Raw genomic sequence first — 20168 nt, forward strand, 5'->3', positions numbered from 1 at the left:
CGCCGCCGGACGGGCCGGGCCACCGCTCTGTGCCACGGTCCGAGCGACCGTCCCGGCCGGTACCGCGCAGGTGCCACCCCTCGCCGTGACTGCGGCTCGTCCACGATCGTCGCGTCGACGCGATCGAGCCCACCCCGGATCGCCTCAGCAGTCCCGGCACACGAACATCGCGCCCGGTACCCGTGCCCGGCACGACGCCCCCGGCACCTCGTGCCCGACGCGATTCCGGCCGCGGATTCGGCGGTCACCTTCGGACAGGACGGTCCACGAGACCGAGTTGTGCGGTGAGTTCGACGGCCGCCGAACGACCGGCCCGGTTCGCGCCGATAGTGCTGGCGGACGGGCCGTAGCCGATCAAATGGATCCGCGGGTCCGCCGCGACCTGGGTCGCCGAACGGCCGGTCATGGTGATCCCGCCGCCGGGGCCCCGTAGCGTCAGCGGGGCCAGATGGTCGAGGGCGCTGCGGAAACCGGTGGCCCACAGGATCACCCGCGCCGGCTGGAACGTCCCGTCGGACCAGCGCACACCGTCCGGCTCGATATGCTCGAACATCGGCAGGCGGTGCAGGACGCCGCGGTCACGGGCGGCGCGCAGGCGTTCGGTCAGGACCAGTCCGGTTACCGATACCACCGAACCCGGCGGTAGCCCGCGGCGCACCCGGTCTTCGACGATGGCCACCGCACGCCGGCCCGCGTCCTGGTCGAACGGGGTTTCGCGGAAGGCCGGCGCGGACCGCGTCACCCAAGTGGTGGTGGTGACCCGGGAGATCTCGTCGAGCAACTGGACCGCGGAGATACCACCCCCGACGACCACGACATGCTGCCCGGCGAACTCCTGCGCATCGCGATAGTCGCGAGTGTGCAGCTGGCGGCCGGCGAAGACTTCCGCACCGCGATAATGCGGTATGAACGGGCGTTCCCAAGTGCCGGTGCCGTTGATCAGGCCCCGGACGCGCAGGGTGCCGGCGGTATCGGTTTCGGCGTGCAGCAGCCCGTCGCGTTCGCGGCGATCGCAGACCACACGGACGGTCACCGGCCGGTGTACGCGCAGATCGAAACGTTCCTCGTAGCGGCGGTAGTAGTACGGGACGGCTGTCGCGGCCGGTACCTCGGAGGTCATGGTGGCACCGGGCGGCAGGTTCTCCGCGAACGGCATACCCGGTAGATCGTGCACCCCGTTGACGGTGCTGAGGGTGAGCGACGGCCAGCGGAACTGCCAGGCGCCGCCGGGGCCCGGGGCATGATCCACGATGAGGAAATCGCGTCCGGGAACCAGCCCGCGCCGCTGCAGGTGATAACCGGCCGACAAACCGGACTGACCGGCCCCGATCACCAGGATCTGGAAATCCGGCCCGGCCGGGCCCGCTGCGTCGGTCACCATGACCGCCGATGCTAGCCCGGACCGGTGACACACTGATGCCGGTTCAGCGCGGTGCGCTCCCCCACGCGGGCAGGTACGGAATATCGGCGGCGCGGTGCTCGTCGACGGCGAGCGCGCGGCCGTGTTGCGGGAACGCACGCTGTGCGCAGTCGGTGCGTTCACAGGCTTTGCCTCCCGCCCCGATGGGGACCACGGCGCGGGCCGGCCAGAGGTACGTCCGGCCGAACCTCGATTTCCCGGCCGGGCCCGACGAGACCGCGGCGCCCGTAGGCAACGGGCCCCCTGCGCGATTCTCGCGGAGCCCGCCGTGTCGGCTCAGGCATCGTCGACCGAACCACACCGGCAGATGTCTCGTATAGCCGGACCGGCGCACGGGAACGATTGCACCCACGGATTCTCCCGCGCGGGATAAATGTCTCGAATGTCCAATTACTGTGGGATGCCGGGTTTTTCACATGGCGCCCGGAAATCACCGCCACCACGCGTCGCCGCGCTTTCATGCCACCCCGGCACCGTGCGCGTCCGGGCCGAGTACTAATCTGGCCTCTCCGGAGAACCCCGCCCGAGTATTGCGCGGCGGCCGTCCCGGGCTTCTCCATTGTGCACAACGCCACACCCTCGCGCGCTCGTTCACCGGACCCGGTTAGTTGATTAGCGAAAGCAACTGCTCTAAAGTTGATTAGCGAAAGAAACTATTCCCCCATTGGAGTCCGAGTGCCCATCTCATCCGATACCGCTCAGCACCTCCTCGGTGAGATGTTCCATATCGGCCGTGCCCTCCGCAGCGCCCTGTTCTTCACCGACGCAGGTCAGCTACCGCCCGGCGGGCTCGCCGTTCTCACCACCCTCGACGCGTCCGGCCCCTGCCGGCAGGTCGACCTCGCCACCGATATGCGCATCACGCAGTCGGCCCTGAGCCGGCATATCACCGAACTGGTCGCCGCCGGATATATCGTCCGCCGGGCCGACCCCAGCGACGGCCGTGCCGCACTGGTTCAACTCACCGGCGAGGGCCTGGATCTCCTGAACCGGGCGCGGGAAACCCATACCCGGCATCTTCAGGAAACCCTGGACGACTGGTCCGAGGACGACGCCGAACAGGCCTATCTGGCCGTACGACGACTCCGTAATTCCCTCAACGCCCGTTCCCGCTGCGCCTCGACGAGCGAGAACCCGCAGGTTCCGAAAGAGAGAACTGATGTCTGACACCGAGGCACCGCCATCTCGCGATCCGCTCGCCATGAGCCATCGCCAGATCCTCGAGGCGATGACCGGACTGCTGGCCGCCCTGTTCACGGCGCTACTCAGCACCACCATCGTCGCCAACGCACTACCCACCATCATCGGCGACCTGCAAGGATCACAGACTGCCTACGCCTGGGTCATCACCACGGCGCTGCTCACCAACGCCGCCTCGACTCCCATCTGGGGCAAACTCGCCGACCTGTTCAACAAGAAGACGCTGGTGCAATCCGCCATCATCATCTTCGTCATCGGATCGGTGATCGCCGGCCTCAGCCACAACGTCGCTCTGCTGCTGGCCGCCCGGGCCCTGCAGGGTATCGGCATGGGCGGGCTCACCGCGCTCGTGCAGGCGATCATCGGCAGCATCATCCCGCCCCGTGAACGTGGCCGCTATTCCGGCTATATGGGTGCGGTGATGGCCGTATCGATGACCGGTGGACCGATCCTCGGCGGCGTTATCGTCGACAGCCCGCTGGGCTGGCGCTGGTGCTTCTACATCTGCGTGCCGCTGGCGTTGATCGCCCTGTTCCTGCTGCAGCGCACGTTGAAGCTGCCGACCACCCGCAAGGAGAACGTATCCATCGACTGGCTCGGCGCCACGCTGCTCACGGCCGGCGTCTCGGTTCTGCTGATCTGGGTTTCGTTCGCCGGTAAGGCCGGCTACTACGACTGGTGGTCCACCGAATCGGCCCTGTACGTCGGCGGCGGTGTGCTGCTGCTGATCGCCACCGTGCTGGTGGAGGCCAAGGTCAAGGACCCGGTCATCCCGCTGAAGATCGTCACCGAACGCACCACCGCGCTGGCCATCCTGGCCTCGATCGCCGTGGGTATCGGGATGTTCGGCGCCACCACGTTCCTGGGCCAGTACCTGCAGACCGCTCGGGGCTACTCCCCCACCGCCGCCGGGCTGCTCTCCTCGCCGATGGTCGCCGGGATGCTGGTTGCCTCGGTCACGTCCGGTCTGCTGATCACCCGCTTCGGCAAGTGGAAGCCGTTCGTCGTCTCCGGTGCCGCGCTGCTGGTCATCGGGTTCTCGCTGCTGTCGACGGTCGACCACGCCACCAACATCTGGTTGCTCGGCGCCTTCATCACCGTGACCGGCATGGGTGTCGGCATGATGATGCAGAACCTCGTCCTGGCGGTGCAGAACACCGTGAGCGTGCAGAACATCGGCGCCGCCTCCAGTAGCGTCGCGTTCTTCCGCACCTTCGGTGGCGCGATCGGCGTCTCGGTGCTCGGCTCGGTGCTGGCCAGTCGCGTCGGCGAGCTGTCCAGTGCCCGCTTCGCCGAACTCGGCATCCACGCCGATTCCTCCGGTGGCAGCAATCTCGACCTCGGTGCCCTGCCGGCACCGATCGCCGAGATCGTGCGCTTCGCCTACGGCGATGCCACCGGCCGGATCTTCCTGATCGCGGCCTGCGCGACCACCGTGGCGCTGCTGGCGGCCATCCTGCTGCCGAACCGCCCGCTGCGCCGCACGATCGATATCCAGCCGGCCACCGACCCCGCGACCGCCACCGATATGGAGGCGAAGGCGGAGATCCCGGACGATATCGCCGAGCTCGATACCGCGGCGTACGCCGTGACCGAGCCCGCCGCCCGCGATACCGGCTACGCCGAGGACGAGGCGCCGCGGACCGACCGCGTGCCCGTCGCCGTCGGCGCGCCGGCCGGGCCCGTCCCGGCCGACCGCAACGGGCACGGCGGCTACTCGGCCGCAGGCTTGGCGAAGACGCTGCCCGTCGCCGGCTTCTCCGAAGGCGGATCCGGCCGGTCAGCGGCCGAAGGGCGGATCCTGCGTGAGGACGGCCGGCCGGTGCCGGGCGTCGCGCTCACCCTGATCGACCAGCGCGGCCAGCAGGTCTCCCGGGCGATCGGAACCTCCGACGGCGGCTATTCGATCGACGCACCCGGCCCCGGGAACTATGTGCTGATCGCCTCCGCCACCGGACACGGGCCCATCGCGGTCAATGTGACCGTCGCCGATCGTGCGGTCCGCACCGATCTCACCCTCACCGGGCTCGGCGAACTGTCGGGCACCGTCCGCCGCGCGCCCGCCGGGGAACCGCTGGCCGGCGCGACCGTGACGGTGACCGATCAGCGCGGTGAGGTCGTGGCCTCGGCCACCTCTGACGGCACCGGTTCCTACCTCTGCCACGGTGTGGTCCCGGGGATCTATACCCTCGTCGCCGTCGCCGGACATATGCGACCCAGTGCCACCGCCCTGACCGTGCCGGACAGCGGCCTGCTGCGCCACGATATCGAGCTCTCGCCGATGGCCGTGCTCACCGGATCGGCGCGGTCGGACAGCGGCCGATCGCTGGAGGATATCCAGATCACCGTGCTCGACGCCGCGGGCGAGGTGAACGCCACCGTGCGGACCGACGAAAACGGCCGCTACGTCGTGACCGATCTGCCCGAAGGGCAGTACACGGTCGTTGCCCGCGGTTATCCGCCGGCCACCGGCCAGGTGTCGGTGACCGGCGCGCAAGCGGACTTCGACGTGCGGCTCGGCTACGACACCGAGGAGCACTCATGACCGGACTCACCGCTCGTCTTCGCAATGCCGAGAACTGGCCGGTACCGGAGGCGGTACTGACCGTCACCGACAGCACCGGCCGCCAGATCGGCCGCGCGGTCGCCGACGATACCGGTGCCGTCACCACCGCCTCGCTGCCGCCGGGTCTGCACACCGCCGTGCTCACCGCGCCCGGCTACCAGCCGGTGGCCCGGACCGCCCAGATCTCGTCCAGCGGTACGGGGACGCTCGGCGATATCACGCTGGTGGCCGTCGCGGAAACGGTGGCGTTGCCGCTGTCGGGGCCGTGGACGATCGACCCGGTGCATTCGACCGTGATCGCCACCGCCCGCCATCTCGGTATCTCGAGTATCAAGGCGCGGTTCGCCGAGGTGAGCGGACGCCTCGATATCGGTGAGCCGTTCGAACGGTCCACCGGCTACGCCGAGATCAAGGCGTCGTGTATCGATACCGGTATCGCCATGCGTGACGACCATCTGCGGTCGGCCGATTTCCTCGATGTCGAACGTTTCCCGCTGATCTCGTTCACCGGGAACGGCCTGCGGCGCACGGGCAGCGATACCTGGATCATGCCGGGTGAACTGACCCTGCACGGGCAGCGGCGGAACGTCGATCTCGATATCACCTACGGTGGCTTCGGACCCGACCCCTGGGGTGGTGTCCGCGCCGCGTTCCACGCCGAAACGGTATTACGCCGCGACGATTTCGCGATCGATTACAACGCGATGGTGCGGGCCGGCGTGGCGGCCGTGGGGACGACTGTCAAGCTCGACCTGGATATCCAGGTGGTGCAGGGCGACCGGCTACCACAGATGTAGTCCGGGCGGGTGCCGGCGCGGTCCGGCACCCGCTCAGTCGAGGGCGCGGATCACCCGCGCAGGATTTCCCACCGCGACGACGTTCGCGGGCAGGTCGCGAGTGACTACGGCACCGGCGCCCACCACGGTGTTCTCCCCGATCGATACCCCGCCCAGCACGATGACACCGCCGCCGAGCCAGACATTGTCGCCGATCGCAATCGGTTCGGCCGCTTCCCATTTCGCACGTCGCAGGTCCGGATCCAAGGGATGAGTGGGCGTCAGCAGTTGGACGTTGGGCCCGATCTGCACATCGTCACCGAGGGTGATGGTCGCGACGTCGAGGGCGATGAGCCCGAAATTGGCGAAACACCCCGATCCGATCGTGATATTGCTGCCGTAGTCCACCCGCAGCGGCGGCCGGATCTCGGTGTCCGCCCCCACCGCCCCGAGCAGTTCGGTGAGTACCTTGCGCTGCCGCGCCGTATCCCGGGGCGGGGTGCTGTTGTAGGCCTCCATCAGTTCCATCGCCCGCAGGCTCTGTTCCCTGATCTCGGGATCGTCGGCCAGGTACAGCTCACCGGCGAGCATGCGCTCCCGCATCGACTTCTCGTCACCCATCTGTCGAGGGTATACGGGTGTCGATGCCCCACCTCGCCTCGTCGGGAAGCTGCGCCCACCGCTGCGGCGAGTAGCAGTCACCGCGGCAACCGCGTGCGGAGGGTTTCACCGCGCAGGATAAGTACCGGCACGGGCTCGGGAACGGGCCCTGAGCGGCGTGGCCCGGCGGTATCGAAGTCCCGGCCGCCGCCGAGGAGTCGGGCAAGTGCGGTGGTCCGGCGCCCGGCTGAACATTCCGGCGGCGACTCGGCGGATACTTTGCGGGCGCGGGGTGCGACGCGATATGGGAGCATCGGAACTCTCGACGATCCCCGTCCGCGAGGAGCAGACCTGTGCCGATGATCGAATTTCCCGCACCGAGTGGTCCGCTGCCTGGATATCTCTCGGTGCCCGAGGGCGGTGGGCCGTGGCCGGCGGTGGTGGTCGTGCACGACGCGTTCGGGCTCAGCGACGATATCCGGCGGATCGCCGACCGCTTCGCGGAGCACGGCTACCTGGCACTTGCGCCCGCGCTGTTCCGGCGGGGTAACCGGGTCGGTTGCGTGGTGCGCACCTTCCAGGCCCTGGCCGCGGGGGACGGTGACGCCGTCGACGATATCGTCGCCGCCCGCGATCATCTGGCCGCCGACCGGCGGTGCACCGGCCGGGTGGCCTCGGCCGGGTTCTGTATGGGCGGCGGGTTCTGCCTGCTGCTGGCGCCGCGCGGGGTATTCGACGCGACCGCACCCAATTACGGTGTCGCGCCACGGGGTCTGGACGCATTACGCGACGCGTGCCCGACCGTGGCCAGTTACGGGGCGCGCGACCGCATGCTTCCCGGCGCCGCGGCGAAGCTGGAGAAGGTACTCACCGAGGGTGGTGTACCGCACGATGTGCACGAATACCCGGGCGTAGGCCACTCGTTCATGAACAACTGGCCGACACCGGCACCGTTGCGCGTGGTGGAACGTACCGCGGGGCTGGCCTACTCCGAACCGGAGTCCGAGGATGCCTGGCACCGCATCACCGCATTCTTCGACGCGCATTTACGCGAGCCCGAGCCCGAGGACTGACCCCGCCCGCGGACCGCGGCCGCCGCGTCGGGGAGCTGCTCCGGCCACAGGGTCCACTACATCAGCATCATCGCGCCGAACATCAACATCATGAAACCCAGGAATCGGGATCCCATCGCGCTCTCCTATCGCCATCCACGGAGCGCCGCATCCTGCGGGGCTTTCATACCGTCACCTAACGGTACGTTGTTTACCGATATGAAATCATGATCGCCTTCCCCGTGACGGTAAGCACCTGCACTCCAGCCCCGTATCCGGGCAACGCAGCGCGAGCGGTCACCGTCGGCTCCCGCATCCTCTGTATCCAGCCGAAAACCGCGAGGAAAGGACCTGGTATCCGTATTGCCGGATACCAGGTCCTCGGCTCGTTTCCGGGCTCCACCGTTTCGCCCGATCGGTGCAGCAACCGGGGAAACGGGCGCCGATTCGAGGGCTACCGCGACGCGAGCCCGGGCATCAGTCGCGTTCGGCGGTCCCGAGGACGACACCGGTATTCGCATCGACCGATACCTCGTACTCCACCCCGTCCGGGGTCGCGACCTCCACCTCCCACACCGTGGTGCGCCGCTCGGAATCGAGTTCCGCCGAAACCGCCGTGCTGCCGGGGACCGCGGCGACCGCGGCATCCATGGCCGTCTGCCGATCGATCCCCGGGTCGGCCACCAGCGACCACGGCGCGTTGTCGTCATGGGCACCGGGACCGGTGGCGACCGCGGCGACACCGAGGCAGGCGCCGGCCGCCACCGACGCCACCACCGCGCCTACCAGTAACCAGCGCAGGGCCGAAGCCGCGTGGCGGAAAAATGTTCCCATGGTGCAAACCTCCTGTATGAGCGAATGTTTCACCACTGTGGCAAGTGGATGCTGAAACCCGCCTGAAGCCACCTGAAGATCGTTTCAGCAAAGATCTGACACTCTTGACGAATGCGTCTGCTGATCGTGGAGGACGAGAAGCGTCTGGCCCACACACTGGCAAAGGGCCTGTGCGCCGAGGGATTCGCCGTGGATGTGGTGCACGACGGTGTCTCCGGCCTGCACCGGGCCACCAGTACCGACTACGACTTGATCGTCCTCGACATCATGCTGCCGGGGATGAACGGCTACCGGGTCTGCGAAACACTGCGCGCCGCGGGGCACGAGACGCCCGTGCTGATGCTCACCGCCAAGGACGGCGAATACGACGAGGCGGAGGGGCTCGATACCGGCGCGGACGACTATCTGCGTAAACCGTTCTCGTATGTGGTGCTGGTGGCCCGGATCAGGGCGCTGCTGCGCCGCCGGACCCGCGGCGGCGCCCGGGTCTTGCGCGTGGGTGATCTGCTGGTGGATCCGGGCAGTCACACCTGCCGCCGCGGTGACCGGGATGTCATACTCACCGCCAAGGAGTTCGCGGTACTGGAACACCTCGCGGTACGGGCCGGGGAAGTGGTCTCCAAGGCCGATATCCTCTGCCATGTCTGGGATTTCGCCTACGACGGCGACCCGAACATCGTGGAGGTCTACATCAGCGCCCTGCGCCGCAAGATCGACGCGCCCTTCGGGTGCCGCACCATCCATACCGTTCGTGGCGCGGGATACCGGTTGGCGGGCGACCGTGGCTGAGCGCGACCGCCGCCGCCGGTGGTGGAGTTCGGTGCGGGCCCGCACCACCACCGCCGCCACTGCTGTCGTGGCCGTGGCATTGGTGGCGGCGGGCCTGATCGTGCTCGTGGTGCTGCGCGACAACCTCGTCGAGAGTGCGAGCACACAGGCCGAGCACACCGCCCGTGATATCGCCGACCGGATCGGCCGCGGCACCGATCTCGCGGCACTTCGGTTCCCCGATCCGGACGACGAACCGGTGCAGATCGTCGCGCCGGACGGCCGGGTGCTGGCCGCCGACGACGAACTGCGGGGCCGGCGGCCGATGGCCGATTTCGGTCCGTACGCGGCGGAGGAATCCGGTCCGGACGACGGACCGGAGGACGGCGAGGAAGAGAACGACGACGAAGCGGACGCAGCCGAAGTGGACGCAGCCGAAGCGGACGACGATTCGGACGAGGGGTCGGACGAGGAATCCGGCGGCGACGCCACTCCGGACGCCGCCACCGCCGCGGGTATCGCCGCATCCGCGGGAAGCGCTGTCGCGGCGGCGCCGTCGACCACCGACGCCGTCCTGGGCGAGGCCTATCTGCGTGTCGGCGATGCTTCGACCCCCGACCATTTCCGGGTCGCCGCACTCGCCGCAACCACCGCCGACGGGCAACCGGTCACCGTCTATGCGGGCGCCGCACTCGATACCGCCGACAGTGCGGTCGCCGACGCCCGGCGCGCCATGCTGCTCGGCCTGCTCCCGGTGCTGGCGGTGGTGTCGGTGGTGACCTGGTTCGTGACCCGGCGCGCCTTACGCCCGGTGGAAGCCATTCGCCGCGAACTCGCCGAGATCATGCACGGCGATCTGTCGCGGCGCGTACCCGAACCGCCGGCGCGGGACGAGATCGCGCTCCTCGCGGCGACCACCAACGACACCCTGGCGGCGCTGGAGCAGTCCGCCGACCGGCAGCGCCGGTTCATCGCCGATGCGGCGCACGAATTGCGCAGCCCGATCGCCAGTCTGCGCGCCCAGCTCGAGGTCGCGCAGGCGCATCCGGAGCTGCTCGAGTTCGAGGGGCTGGTCGGCGATACCGTGCGACTGGAACATCTCGCGACGGACCTGCTGCTGCTGGCCCGCCTCGACGCCGGGGAACGCCCCCGGCCCGGCCGGGTGGATATGGCGGCCCTCATCGCCGATGAACTGTCGCGGCGTACCGGCGACCGCGTGCCGGTCGAGGCCGTGCTCCCGGACGAACCGGTCGTACTCACCGGAAGCAGCACCCAGCTGGCCCGCGTACTGGGCAACCTGGTGGACAACGCGCAGCGGCATACCGCGACGCTGGTCCGGGTCTCGCTGGAGGATGCGGACGGGGTCGCGGTGCTCGTGGTCGCCGACGACGGGGCCGGGGTGCCCGAAGCGGATCGGGAACGGATTTTCCAGCGTTTCGTCCGGCTCGACGAGGCCCGCAGCCGTGACGAGGGCGGGGCCGGTCTGGGATTGGCCATCGTCCGCGATGTGGTCGAACGGCACGGCGGGTCGATCCGGGTCGAGAACGGCGTACCGGGCGGGGCTCGTTTCGTGGTGTCGATCCCGCTGCCCCGATAACCGCCGGGTCGCGTTCGCTCAGGCGGCCATGGGGGCGGCGGTGTCCGGTTCGGCGAGGGCCTGTTCGCGCAGAGTTTCCAGGGTTTTGCCGAGAATCCGGGAAACCTGCATCTGCGAAATACCCAGCCGCTGCGCGATCTGGTTCTGCGTCATCGCGCCGAAGTAGCGCCAGACCAGGATCTGGCGTTCGCGCCGCGGCAACTGTTCGATGAGCGGGCGCACCGCCATGGCGTCCTCGAGCAGCCCGAAGCAGGGTTCCTCGGTGCCCAGTTTGGTGAGCACGGCCGGAGGCGGGGTGTCGTCGTCGTGCTCGCGGACCGCGGCGTCCAGGGAGTTGCTGGTATGCCCGTTACCGGCGATCAGGGCCTGGGTGACCTCGGTCAGTTCGGCCCCGAGTTCGGCGGCGATCTCGCGGGCGGTCGGCGTCCGGCCGAGCCGCTGGAACAGTACTTCGGAGGCCGGGCCGATACGCAGATGCAGTTCCTTGGTACCGCGCGGCACCCGCACGGCCCAGGTGTGGTCGCGGAAATGGCGGCGCACCTCACCCATGATGGTCGGCACGGCGAACGACAGGAACGAACTGCCCCGGCTCACATCGAAGCGGTCCACGGCCTGCACCAGACCCATCCGGGCGATCTGGAGCAGATCGTCGAACGCCTCGCCGCGACCGCTGAAGCGCCGGGCGATATGGTCGGCGAGCGGCAGGCCCAGGTGCACGATCTCGGTGCGGATCTCCTGGCGGCGCGGATCGTCGGATTCCAGGCCGGCCAGCTTGTCGAACCAGGGTTCGAGATTGTCGTAGCTGTCCCCGCCGCGTACCCGTCCGGGTCGGGGGTTGCGGCGCACGGCGGGCTTGTCGATGGTGACTGCGGTCGTTTCGTTCATCGGTGGCTCCTCGGGTCTTCCCAATCGGCTCGCTGATCGGCTCGACTTCCTTCAGGACTACCCGATTCGACGTGATCGAAACGTGACCTACCGGCCGGTACCCGTCACCGGGCGTCCGCAGACCGGTCGACGACCTCGCGAAATACGCTGTATCCAGCGACGTTTCGCCATCCATCCGGGGAACCGGGACGCCGTGGGCGGTGGGGCCGAGACGCCGGCTTACCAGCCGCCGATGTGCACGATCCGATCCAGATCGGTCCGCGCGGCGGGTTTGAAATCCGTGCCCAGCGTATAGGCCACCGGGAGCAGCGCGCCCTGGGAGACCTTGTCGTAGGGAATCCCGAGAATTTCCGCCGCTTCCCGCTCGTATCGCAGATGCAGTGTGGTCCAGGACGTTCCGAGACCGCGCGAACGCGCCGCCAGGCAGAAGCTCCACGCCGCGGGAAACAGCGACCCCCAGTACGAGGCGCTCTCCGCACTCGACGCGTTGTCCAGCCGGCCCCACTGGCACGGGAGCACCAGAGTCGGCACTTCCCCCATCTTCTCGGCCAGATAGCGCGCGGAATCCGCGACTCGCTGCCGGGCCGCGTCCGCTTCGGTCTCACCGCTGAGCTGGTTGCCGGGGAAATACCGGGACGACGCGTATTCCTCGAATGCCTTGCGGTAGAGCTCACCGAGGGATCGGCGCTGCGCGGGGTCGGTGACGACGACCCAGTGCCAGCCCTGCCGGTTCGACCCACTCGGCGCCTGCACCGCCAGTTCGATACATTCCCGGACCACCTCGAGCGGGACCTCGCGTTCGAGGTCGAGCCGTTTACGTACCGCTCGCGTGGTCGACAGCAGTTCGTCCGTGGTCAGGTCCAGTTCCCTCGGCACAGCAGGCTCCTTCGTTCCGGTACACGGTCGGGTGCCGGCCGGAACGCGTCGTGGTTCCCGGCCGCCTTCCGGCGAACATACTCCGGGCACGCTGCGCCGGTACAGCTGTCGGCCGGCGCCGCGAACTCCGGCCGAAGAGGGGCGCCGCCCGGCGGCGACGGCGACTGCCTGTGCCGCAATCGTTACGAATGATGCTCGCCGTGCCGGATCTCGTCGCGCGGCGCGGCGAAGCGGACGGTCTCCCAGACGATCAGCAAGAGCAGGACCGCGCACAGGATCGCGAGGGCGGCAAGAGCGGGCAGGGCCGCCGCCGGCGGGATCAGGGCGAGCAGCACCACGATCGCGACAACGCGGGAAACGGTGACCTGCCCGGTGGCGTAGGCCTTACCACCGACGAGGCCGATCAGGAACAGCGCGACACCGCCGTAGAGCGCGAACAACGGTATGCCGTGCAGCGCGTCGGTGAGCCGGTGATGCGAACTGTCCCCGACGTAGTAGAGCACCTTCTTCAGGCCCAGGGACAGCGCGATGACGCCGGCGATCATCGGGAAATGCAGGTACGTGTAGCAGTTGCGGGCGATCTTGATCCGCCGCTCCCCCGCGGCCGCGGCCAGGGCATGTTCCACCGACAGTGCGGCGACGTCGAAGTACGCCCACCACAGCAGGCCGGAGATCGCCAGGCCCAGCAGCGAGCCCACGGTGATCGGCCATGAGATGGGCAGCGCGGCCACCCCGATACCGATCGAGACGATGGATTCGCCCAGTGCCACGATGACGATCAGCCCGTAGCGCTCGGAGAAATGTTTGGCCGAGTTGACCCGCCAGCCGTTACCGGAGAACAGGGTCCAGGCCATATCGCCCACCACCGCGGCGATCCACAACCCGATCTGCACGGCGCCCGTGGTGGTCGCCGCGACCACCAGGAGGGCGGTGCCGATCGTGATCGACCCCAGCCCCCAGCGGATCACCTGCGCGCGCAACTGCGCATCCTGCGCGCTCGCGAGCCAGAACATTCCCAGATGGACGAGGCGGGCCACCAGGTAGGCCAGTGCGAACACCAGCGGTCCCGACCAACCGCCGGGCAGGTCGTGGAAGGCCTCGGGAATGGTCAGTGCGGCGATGAACGCGGCGCCCATGGCCGTGAACATGGCCACCCGGGCCAAGCCTTCGTCGGCGCGCACCACATTGCCCAGCCAGCTGTAGGCGATCCAGACCCACCACATCACGGCCAGGACGAGCAGCGCCCGCAGCATGTTCACGGCCGAGGTGTCCTCGGCGGCCAGATCGGTGACCTTGGTGAGGGCGAAGACGACCACCAGATCGAAGAACAGTTCGAGCTGGGTGACCGCGGCTCCCTGGGCGACCGGCTGCCACCGCATGCGCTTGGCTCCACTCATACGGCAGATACTCGCACCCCGCGGCGCCGGGCGCAGCTACCCGAACGCCGCCACGGGCATGTTTCGACCGCCGGAAATCGGACACGCGGTCGGTGGAGGATGCCGGAGCGGACCCCACGGCCCGGCGCCCCGACGAGAAGGGAGGTTCGATGAGCACCCGCGATACGATCGCCCAGCTGAACCAGGACATCACCACCGCCGAGGACGCAGGTGACGAAGCCACCGCGGCCCGGCTCCGGCGGGAACTGGAAACCGCCCTGCGGGAAGCCAAGGATCCGAAAGGATCGGCCGATACCGAATAGTCCACGCGGGACCACTCGGTGATCGACCGGGTGGCCTGCCCGCACGGGCCGGCCACCCGGCGGATCCACCGATTCCGAAACCGTGGCGCGACCTGGTGCGATACCGAGGTCACGCCCGGTTTGCCGGTCCACAATCACGCTGCGCGCCCACCGGATATGATCTTGATCGGGTCGGGGGCGGCGAGTAGTGCGTACATCATGGTGCCTCGTCGAGCGATTCATGAGTTCTCCCCCTATCCACTCATGCGATCGATATCGATGGAGGAATTGTCATGTCCAGACGCGCGCCCGTATCCCGGGTCCGGAACCTGTTCACCGGGTTCGTCGTGGCCGGTTGCGCCGTACTCGCACTGTCGGGGTGTTCCGGCACGGATTCGTCGAGTTCCGCGAGCCCGGCACCCGCGACCACCGTTCCGGGCCAGAACGGAACCGACGCGGGCGGCGACGTATCCTTCGACGCCGAGATCGGCCAGTGTGTGACCCTGTCGGGGACCATGATGGACGCCGAGATCGACCATGCCGAATGCGGTAGCGAGAAGTCGAACTACAAGGTCGTCGCCAAGGCGCCGACCCAGGACGACTGCGCCGCCGACGTCGACCAGACCTATTACGTCACCCTCGGCGGCGAGGAACAGGGTGCCCTGTGCCTCGATATCGACTGGGTCGTCGGACAGTGCATGACCATTCCGGCCGGTATGGACAGCCCCACGCACAGCCCGTGCACCGCGGGTAAGCCCGATACGGTGCGAGTGCTCGCGATCCTGCCCGGCACCACCGATGAGGCCGGTTGCCCCGCAGACGCCACCAGTTACTACACCTACGACGAACGCAAACTCGTCACCTGTGTCGCCGAGGTCTGACGACCCGGGCGGCGCGTGTGGCCTCGGCCTGCGGTCGAGGCCACACGGACTCCCGACGGTACGGACCGGCGAACTCCGGGACCGGAATACCGCAGCACGCAGTCGATTCCGTCCACGCGATCAGTTCGGGACAACCCGCCCATTCGTATGCCGTACTCGGCGCCGGTTGCCTACGCTTTGTACGGGAAGCAGCCTCGCCGGTGGGTCCCCTCGACGGCGGCCCGACCGGTATCGAAATGCCCCGACACCGGACCTGCGTCCGCACAACCGTCTGGAGTCCGCATGAGTTCATCCACCGTCGCCGTCGCGGTGCTGGGCGCCGGCCTGCTCGCCGAACCGATCGCGGACCGGATCGCCGCCCGGGCCGATCTGGAGCTCACCGCACTGATCACGGATACGCAGGTACCGCCCGTGGGCACCGGATGCCTCGTCTACGTACCGTCTTTCGCCGAGATCGCTGCGGACGCACCGGCCGCACTACTGCCGCGCCTGCTCCGCGCGGGGTACGACGTGATCTCCACGGCACCGCAGGACAGCCACGGTCCCGACGCCGCGCTCGCCGATGCCTGCCACAGCGGGAACTCGGCTTTTCATGCGACAGGCGCCTTCCAGACCACCGTGCCGGCCCGCCTCATCCGGTCGATCACCGAGGTCACCCGGGATATCCGCCGGGTGGAACTCGTGGAGGAACTGGACTTCACCGGTGCCGGTGTCTACCCGTGGGGCCCACCGGCTGCGGTCGGGATCGGCGCCGTCGACACCGCCGTTGCCACGCGGGCCGCGGCGCTGGTGGACGGTTATTACACGGCCGGGCTCCATGTTCTGGACGAGGCGGTGTTCGGCAGCACGACCGGCACCACCGAATCACCGGCCTGCACGGTGGATGTGGTCACCGATGCGACGGGCAGGGCCGAAAAGGTGATCGTGGACCGTGATCTCGGCCCCGTGCTGAGCTACCGTTCCATCTGGTCGGCGGCCACCGCGGACCGGGCGCCCCTGCGCTACCGGCTCACCACGACCACCGATACCGCGAAGGGAACGGCGAACGTCCGCTTCAAATGTATGGCGGGCGTCCATCCCGCCGACCATCTGACCTGCGTCAATGCCGTGGAAGCAATCCGCCCGCTGCATGAGCGCGCCCCCGGCGCGGTCCTGCGGGACATATCCGGCACGCACCCGGTGCCCGAACGGCGACTGATCGGCTGAGCCCGGGTACCGGTCCACTTCGCGACCGGGTCTGTCGCGGATTCAGGCGTCGAAGAGCAGATAGAGACCGGTGAAGGTGTAGCCGACCATGAGCAGCATGAGCGCGAGCTGGCCGGTGAGCCGATGCGCCGGCGGCAACACTCGCAGACAACGATCGTGGGCGGCGGCGACACCCAGCACATGACCGGTCACCACGGCCACGACCTTGAGGGTGCCCAGCACCGCCGGATGCGCCGACAGGAGGTAGGCGACCTCCCGGTCGGCCAGGCCGAACAGGTTCCACCCGGCGGCGAACGGATCCGCGAACAGGATCACGGTGGCCTGGCTCTTCTCGACCAGAAAGCTCAGGTAGTGCGCGACCACATAGCCCGCGATGATCGGTGTCAGGGTGTACGCGAGGCGGGTCGGGAGCAGGCGGCGTTCGGCGCGGGCGAGCCCACCGGTGGCTGCGGCGGCGACCCGGAAACTCACCCCGACGGCGGTGATGAACACCAGCAGACCGGCAGTACTGACCAGGGTGCGCCCGAGGGCGCCGCCCGCCTCGGCGAGCAGTCCCCGCCACCATTCGAACAGCGAGAAGCTGTCGAACGCGGTAGAACCCAGCAGCGTCGCCGCCACAGCCACCGACCCGGGGCCCACCGGAGTGCCGGCCAGGTTCGCCAGCGGCGAGCGCACGACGAAGGCACCGCCGGAGCCCCGGGCGAGCGGGCTCAACCGGCCGAGCAGGCTGCTGTACACCTCCAGTGGGTCGGCGTGTTCGGCCCATTCGGTGCCGAAAACGCACAGACCCACCACAGTGACGATCAGATACCCGGCCACCCACACAGTCACGGTGGTCACCGAACCGGGGTCCGGGGACGCCAGTTCCAGCCAGACGAAGGTGAACAGCCCGAACGCCGCCGGCCACCGGCCCCACGCCCGCGGATAACGCAGCCGTCCGGACTCGGGGGCGCGACCGGTGAGCGCGCACAACATGCGGTGCACGGCCCGTGCCGGGGACAGCAGCTTCCACACCGGTCCGGCGACCAGCGAAGCCACCATCACCCCGACCCAGACGAGTACGTAGACGACACCGGGCACCGGGTTCGCGGCGGGATCGGCGGAACCGAATACGCCGACCGCCAGGACCAGCAGGGTCGCGGCGACACTCACCACGGCGACAACCGCACGGACAACCGGCGAATCGACGACCGCACGCACCGTTTCCGATACCGGTTTCCCGCGCGCGGCCGGGTCCAGCCGGGGTTCGCGCCAGGCGAAGGCGAGCACCGCGAACGAGAAGGCCAGCGCCCAGGCCGCGCCGATCAACGCGTAGGTCAGTGGGATCGGCAGATCCGACGCCCCGCCGATCCCGTGGGCCAGCGTGGTCACGGGCGGACGAACAGGGTCGCGACCGTGACCCCGGAATGATGCAGTTCGATCTCCACCCGGCCCGGCACCTCGACGGCGAACCGGAAACGCCGGCCCGTCCCCGGGGCGACGGCGAACGTATGGTCGGGATTCGCGTGCACATGCAGTTCGTCGGAGATATCACTGTCCACGATCACTTCGACCGGCTGACCGACACGTGCGTCGAGCCTGCTGTCCACCGGCGACACCACCCCGTCCGCGATCCGCACGGTCAGGCGCACGCTCGCCGCGGATTCCGTCACGCCGGGCGTCTTCTCCGCGCCGGGGCCCTGCGGTTCGGAGGCCGCGCAACCGGCCGTGAGCAGCCCTGCCACGAGCAGTGGCAGGCATAGCCGCGATAGGGGCATCAGTTCTCCTCGTCGGTATCGGACGCGGTCTCCGCCTCGTGCGGCGGAGCCGGTTCGTCCCCGCCGTTCCTGCGGTCGCGCACCGCGATGAAAAGGACGACTCCGGCGATGAGAAAGGCAGGCAGGAAGGCGGGGATCGCCAAGAGGATCGAATGGTCCGCCAGGACCACCACATCGTCGTACCGGTCGTTCACGACACCGGTGCCTGCTCCGGCACCCGTACCCCGGACGACCGCGGGTAGCGGTCGTTGATCCGGGCAGCGCCCCAGCACAACGCGGCAATCAGCGTCAGGCTGCACAGCAGCACGATCAGGGAGGCCGCGGTGAAGAGCCAGGCGGGATGATCGAACGAACGCTCCCGCTGCAACACCGTGATCTCGGCGACGAACGGGCGGGTGAACTCGTCCAGCGCCGGCACCTCCTCCGCACCGATACCGGGATCGGCGGCCATGAAGAGCGGCAGCGCGGTCTGTGTGCGCCCGTCCTGGACGCGCAGGAGCGTCTTCCAGGTGCCGTGGGCCGGAACGGCCTCCGTGGTCACGTAATGTCCCTCGCCCACCCGGCGCAGCTGATCCACCACGAGCCCGCGCCCGGGACTGTCACTGCCCGCACCGCCCTGCCAGGCCAGGATCTGCACCCATTCCGGGTCGTCGCCGGCCAGGTCGGCCGGTGTGATGCGGATATCGGCGTGCACCATGCGGCCGCCGTCCGCGGGGGCTTCCCGCAACTGCACCGTTGCCCGGGCGTCCTGCGGGATATCGATGATGAGACCGTTGGCGGTGGCCGCGGCGACCACGACCACGGCCGCGGTGATCAGTGTGCGCCGCACCGCCGGGCGCGGTAACGGTTCACCCAGCAGTACGGTCGCGAGCATCGCGCCGACCACACCGCCTGCGATTCCGGTCGGGATCGTCATCAGCAACAGTTCCGGCCACATCGCCGTAGGCCAGGGATCGACGAATACCGCAGCGACCCACAGGGATTCCAGCCAGATCCCGGCCGTTGCGGCCACCAGACCCGTCAGCGCGCCCCACAGGATCCGGCGCCGGGCCGCCGGCAGCAGGCAGAGGACCTCCACCACGACGGCGATCCCGAGATAGAGCGGGAAGACGTTACGCGGCGCGTCGATGATCGGCCCGCCGACCAGCCAGGCCACCACGAGACGGACCACGGCGGCGAAACACGCCACCACCAGTGCCGCGCCCGTTCCGAGCGTCATCCGGGCGGCGATCAGCGCAACGGTCGCCGCCGCCACCATCAGCATGGGCTGCAGTACCAGCCGGAACTGTTCGACGCCGAAGTCGTACTCCACCTGGAATACCGACAGCCCGATGAGCAGGCCCCCGAAGGCGAAGGCCCGCATCCACCACATCCGGCGTGGCCGCGGCTCGACCGGGTCCGGCCGGCTGCGCCGGCCCTCGAATTCGAGCAGCAGCACACCCACCAGCGACAGCCCCGCTCCGCCGATGAGCATCAGATGCGTCGGACCCCACAGTGTGACGTCCTGCCCGAATATGCGGTGCCACAGATCGTCGAGCGGGAACCCGATCAAGGCATACAGTCCGGCACCGGCCAGCAGGATCCCGCCGACAGGCGCGTACCAGGTGCGGGTGATCCGCACCGCCGCCGGACCGGGCTTCTCGTCGAGGGGCAGCACAATCGCCGCCATACCGGCGGTGAACAGGAAAAACAGGCCCGCGAGGATGAAATAATGCGCCGGATTGGCCAGCGGACCCTCGTCCCGGCCGTTACCGATGTGCAGGCTCACATCCCAGATGAAGCCGAGCAGCGCGGTGAGGATGGTGGCCAGGAACATCGCCAGCGGTAGCGCCACCCAGCCCGGCTGATCGAACCAGCTTCCGAGCCGGTCCGCCGTCCGCTGTAACCAGGTGATGCGGCGGGTGCGGTGGAGGTAGCCCACCCACATCAATCCGAGGGCGATCACTCCGGCCGACCCGGTCATGATGGCGACTTGATCCAGCGCCGCGCCACCGCCCTCGTTCCCTTGGGCAAGCGACCGCCCGATCATTTCGTGCACGCTGTACGGCACTGGACCTCCACACCAGCCGGGG

The 20168-nt window shown here is 68.7% G+C and carries 20 protein-coding genes; 9 read left to right on the top strand and 11 right to left on the bottom strand.

What is annotated here, in order from left to right; genetic code table 11:
* Positions 1 to 244: 244 nt before the first annotated feature.
* Both ACFWPH_RS18790 and ACFWPH_RS18795 read right to left on the bottom strand, forming a co-directional pair.
* Positions 245 to 1381 carry an NAD(P)-binding domain-containing protein gene (locus ACFWPH_RS18790; protein WP_378752588.1) on the bottom strand — a complete coding sequence of 379 codons (1137 nt, stop codon included), beginning with the start codon at positions 1379 to 1381 and terminating at the stop codon, positions 245 to 247.
* A gap of 43 nt (positions 1382 to 1424) precedes the next feature.
* Positions 1425 to 1655, bottom strand: a complete 231-nt coding sequence (locus ACFWPH_RS18795) for a short-chain fatty acyl-CoA regulator family protein (RefSeq protein ID WP_378752590.1) — start codon at positions 1653 to 1655, stop codon at positions 1425 to 1427.
* Between the two features lie 440 nt (positions 1656 to 2095).
* On the opposite strand from ACFWPH_RS18795, the gene ACFWPH_RS18800 reads away from it, so the two are divergent.
* The 3 genes from ACFWPH_RS18800 to ACFWPH_RS18810 are packed head-to-tail and all read left to right on the top strand — an operon-like array spanning position 2096 to position 5983.
* The gene (locus ACFWPH_RS18800) at positions 2096 to 2587 is read left to right on the top strand and encodes a MarR family transcriptional regulator (protein WP_280418156.1); all 492 of its coding nucleotides are present in this window, start codon (positions 2096 to 2098) and stop codon (positions 2585 to 2587) included.
* On the top strand, positions 2580 to 5165 hold the full coding sequence (locus ACFWPH_RS18805) for an MFS transporter (protein ID WP_378752593.1): 2586 nt from the start codon (positions 2580 to 2582) through the stop codon (positions 5163 to 5165). Before ACFWPH_RS18800 ends, ACFWPH_RS18805 begins: the two co-directional genes overlap by 8 nt.
* A complete protein-coding gene (locus tag ACFWPH_RS18810; protein ID WP_378752595.1) occupies positions 5162 to 5983 on the top strand; it encodes a YceI family protein in 822 nt (273 codons plus the stop codon). Before ACFWPH_RS18805 ends, ACFWPH_RS18810 begins: the two co-directional genes overlap by 4 nt.
* A 33-nt stretch (positions 5984 to 6016) precedes the next feature.
* Here ACFWPH_RS18810 and ACFWPH_RS18815 read toward each other — a convergent pair whose 3' ends face one another.
* Entirely contained in the window at positions 6017 to 6583 is a 567-nt protein-coding gene (locus ACFWPH_RS18815; RefSeq protein WP_378752597.1) for a sugar O-acetyltransferase, read from the bottom strand.
* Positions 6584 to 6921: 338 nt separating this feature from the next.
* Here ACFWPH_RS18815 and ACFWPH_RS18820 point away from each other — a divergent pair, with 338 nt between their 5' ends.
* Positions 6922 to 7635, top strand: a complete 714-nt coding sequence (locus ACFWPH_RS18820; protein WP_378752690.1) for a dienelactone hydrolase family protein — start codon at positions 6922 to 6924, stop codon at positions 7633 to 7635.
* 456 nt (positions 7636 to 8091) lie between these two features.
* Here the strand turns inward: ACFWPH_RS18820 and ACFWPH_RS18825 are convergent, their stop codons facing one another.
* On the bottom strand, positions 8092 to 8448 hold the full coding sequence (locus tag ACFWPH_RS18825; protein WP_378752599.1) for a PepSY domain-containing protein: 357 nt from the start codon (positions 8446 to 8448) through the stop codon (positions 8092 to 8094).
* A 111-nt stretch (positions 8449 to 8559) separates the two neighbouring features.
* On the opposite strand from ACFWPH_RS18825, the gene ACFWPH_RS18830 reads away from it, so the two are divergent.
* Positions 8560 to 9237 carry a response regulator gene (locus tag ACFWPH_RS18830; RefSeq protein WP_378752601.1) on the top strand — a complete coding sequence of 226 codons (678 nt, stop codon included), beginning with the start codon at positions 8560 to 8562 and terminating at the stop codon, positions 9235 to 9237.
* Entirely contained in the window at positions 9230 to 10813 is a 1584-nt protein-coding gene (locus tag ACFWPH_RS18835; RefSeq protein ID WP_378752603.1) for a sensor histidine kinase, read from the top strand. The genes ACFWPH_RS18830 and ACFWPH_RS18835 overlap by 8 nt, the downstream gene beginning before the upstream one ends.
* An 18-nt stretch (positions 10814 to 10831) precedes the next feature.
* Here the strand turns inward: ACFWPH_RS18835 and ACFWPH_RS18840 are convergent, their stop codons facing one another.
* The 3 genes from ACFWPH_RS18840 to ACFWPH_RS18850 form a co-directional block, all read right to left on the bottom strand.
* Positions 10832 to 11698, bottom strand: a complete 867-nt coding sequence (locus ACFWPH_RS18840; RefSeq protein WP_378752605.1) for an RNA polymerase sigma factor SigF — start codon at positions 11696 to 11698, stop codon at positions 10832 to 10834.
* Between the two features lie 219 nt (positions 11699 to 11917).
* Positions 11918 to 12574, bottom strand: coding sequence for a nitroreductase family protein (locus ACFWPH_RS18845; protein WP_378752607.1), 657 nt, complete (start codon positions 12572 to 12574; stop codon positions 11918 to 11920).
* A gap of 182 nt (positions 12575 to 12756) precedes the next feature.
* A complete protein-coding gene (locus ACFWPH_RS18850; protein WP_378752609.1) occupies positions 12757 to 13971 on the bottom strand; it encodes a low temperature requirement protein A in 1215 nt (404 codons plus the stop codon).
* Positions 13972 to 14120: 149 nt separating this feature from the next.
* On the opposite strand from ACFWPH_RS18850, the gene ACFWPH_RS18855 reads away from it, so the two are divergent.
* From ACFWPH_RS18855 to ACFWPH_RS18865, 3 genes are all read left to right on the top strand, one after another.
* On the top strand, positions 14121 to 14273 hold the full coding sequence (locus ACFWPH_RS18855) for a hypothetical protein (RefSeq protein ID WP_280418165.1): 153 nt from the start codon (positions 14121 to 14123) through the stop codon (positions 14271 to 14273).
* A gap of 272 nt (positions 14274 to 14545) precedes the next feature.
* Positions 14546 to 15133 carry a hypothetical protein gene (locus ACFWPH_RS18860; protein WP_378752611.1) on the top strand — a complete coding sequence of 196 codons (588 nt, stop codon included), beginning with the start codon at positions 14546 to 14548 and terminating at the stop codon, positions 15131 to 15133.
* Positions 15134 to 15415: 282 nt separating this feature from the next.
* The gene (locus ACFWPH_RS18865) at positions 15416 to 16339 is read left to right on the top strand and encodes a hypothetical protein (protein WP_378752613.1); all 924 of its coding nucleotides are present in this window, start codon (positions 15416 to 15418) and stop codon (positions 16337 to 16339) included.
* 42 nt (positions 16340 to 16381) lie between these two features.
* Here the strand turns inward: ACFWPH_RS18865 and ACFWPH_RS18870 are convergent, their stop codons facing one another.
* From ACFWPH_RS18870 to ACFWPH_RS18885, 4 genes are read right to left on the bottom strand one after another with little or no spacing between them, the layout of a single operon-like run.
* Positions 16382 to 17710 carry a hypothetical protein gene (locus tag ACFWPH_RS18870; RefSeq protein ID WP_378752615.1) on the bottom strand — a complete coding sequence of 443 codons (1329 nt, stop codon included), beginning with the start codon at positions 17708 to 17710 and terminating at the stop codon, positions 16382 to 16384.
* Positions 17707 to 18096 carry a hypothetical protein gene (locus ACFWPH_RS18875; protein WP_378752617.1) on the bottom strand — a complete coding sequence of 130 codons (390 nt, stop codon included), beginning with the start codon at positions 18094 to 18096 and terminating at the stop codon, positions 17707 to 17709. Before ACFWPH_RS18875 ends, ACFWPH_RS18870 begins: the two co-directional genes overlap by 4 nt.
* On the bottom strand, positions 18096 to 18290 hold the full coding sequence (locus ACFWPH_RS18880) for a hypothetical protein (protein ID WP_378752619.1): 195 nt from the start codon (positions 18288 to 18290) through the stop codon (positions 18096 to 18098). The genes ACFWPH_RS18875 and ACFWPH_RS18880 overlap by 1 nt, the downstream gene beginning before the upstream one ends.
* Positions 18287 to 20125 carry a hypothetical protein gene (locus tag ACFWPH_RS18885; protein ID WP_378752621.1) on the bottom strand — a complete coding sequence of 613 codons (1839 nt, stop codon included), beginning with the start codon at positions 20123 to 20125 and terminating at the stop codon, positions 18287 to 18289. Before ACFWPH_RS18885 ends, ACFWPH_RS18880 begins: the two co-directional genes overlap by 4 nt.
* Positions 20126 to 20168: the final 43 nt, after the last annotated feature.

Source organism: Nocardia sp. NPDC058499 (assembly GCF_042719915.1).
Taxonomy (GTDB): Bacteria; Actinomycetota; Actinomycetes; order Mycobacteriales; family Mycobacteriaceae; genus Nocardia.

Coding starts and splice junctions, on each gene's coding strand:
- ACFWPH_RS18850 (WP_378752609.1), bottom strand. CDS start 13,971: ATGAGTGGAGCCAAGCGCATGCGGTGGCAGCCGGTCGCCCAGGGAGCC.
- ACFWPH_RS18860 (WP_378752611.1), top strand. CDS start 14,546: ATGTCCAGACGCGCGCCCGTATCCCGGGTCCGGAACCTGTTCACCGGG.
- ACFWPH_RS18815 (WP_378752597.1), bottom strand. CDS start 6,583: ATGGGTGACGAGAAGTCGATGCGGGAGCGCATGCTCGCCGGTGAGCTG.
- ACFWPH_RS18840 (WP_378752605.1), bottom strand. CDS start 11,698: ATGAACGAAACGACCGCAGTCACCATCGACAAGCCCGCCGTGCGCCGC.
- ACFWPH_RS18820 (WP_378752690.1), top strand. CDS start 6,922: ATGATCGAATTTCCCGCACCGAGTGGTCCGCTGCCTGGATATCTCTCG.
- ACFWPH_RS18790 (WP_378752588.1), bottom strand. CDS start 1,381: ATGGTGACCGACGCAGCGGGCCCGGCCGGGCCGGATTTCCAGATCCTG.
- ACFWPH_RS18855 (WP_280418165.1), top strand. CDS start 14,121: ATGAGCACCCGCGATACGATCGCCCAGCTGAACCAGGACATCACCACC.
- ACFWPH_RS18810 (WP_378752595.1), top strand. CDS start 5,162: ATGACCGGACTCACCGCTCGTCTTCGCAATGCCGAGAACTGGCCGGTA.
- ACFWPH_RS18830 (WP_378752601.1), top strand. CDS start 8,560: ATGCGTCTGCTGATCGTGGAGGACGAGAAGCGTCTGGCCCACACACTG.
- ACFWPH_RS18885 (WP_378752621.1), bottom strand. CDS start 20,125: ATGATCGGGCGGTCGCTTGCCCAAGGGAACGAGGGCGGTGGCGCGGCG.
- ACFWPH_RS18865 (WP_378752613.1), top strand. CDS start 15,416: ATGAGTTCATCCACCGTCGCCGTCGCGGTGCTGGGCGCCGGCCTGCTC.
- ACFWPH_RS18805 (WP_378752593.1), top strand. CDS start 2,580: ATGTCTGACACCGAGGCACCGCCATCTCGCGATCCGCTCGCCATGAGC.
- ACFWPH_RS18825 (WP_378752599.1), bottom strand. CDS start 8,448: ATGGGAACATTTTTCCGCCACGCGGCTTCGGCCCTGCGCTGGTTACTG.
- ACFWPH_RS18875 (WP_378752617.1), bottom strand. CDS start 18,096: ATGCCCCTATCGCGGCTATGCCTGCCACTGCTCGTGGCAGGGCTGCTC.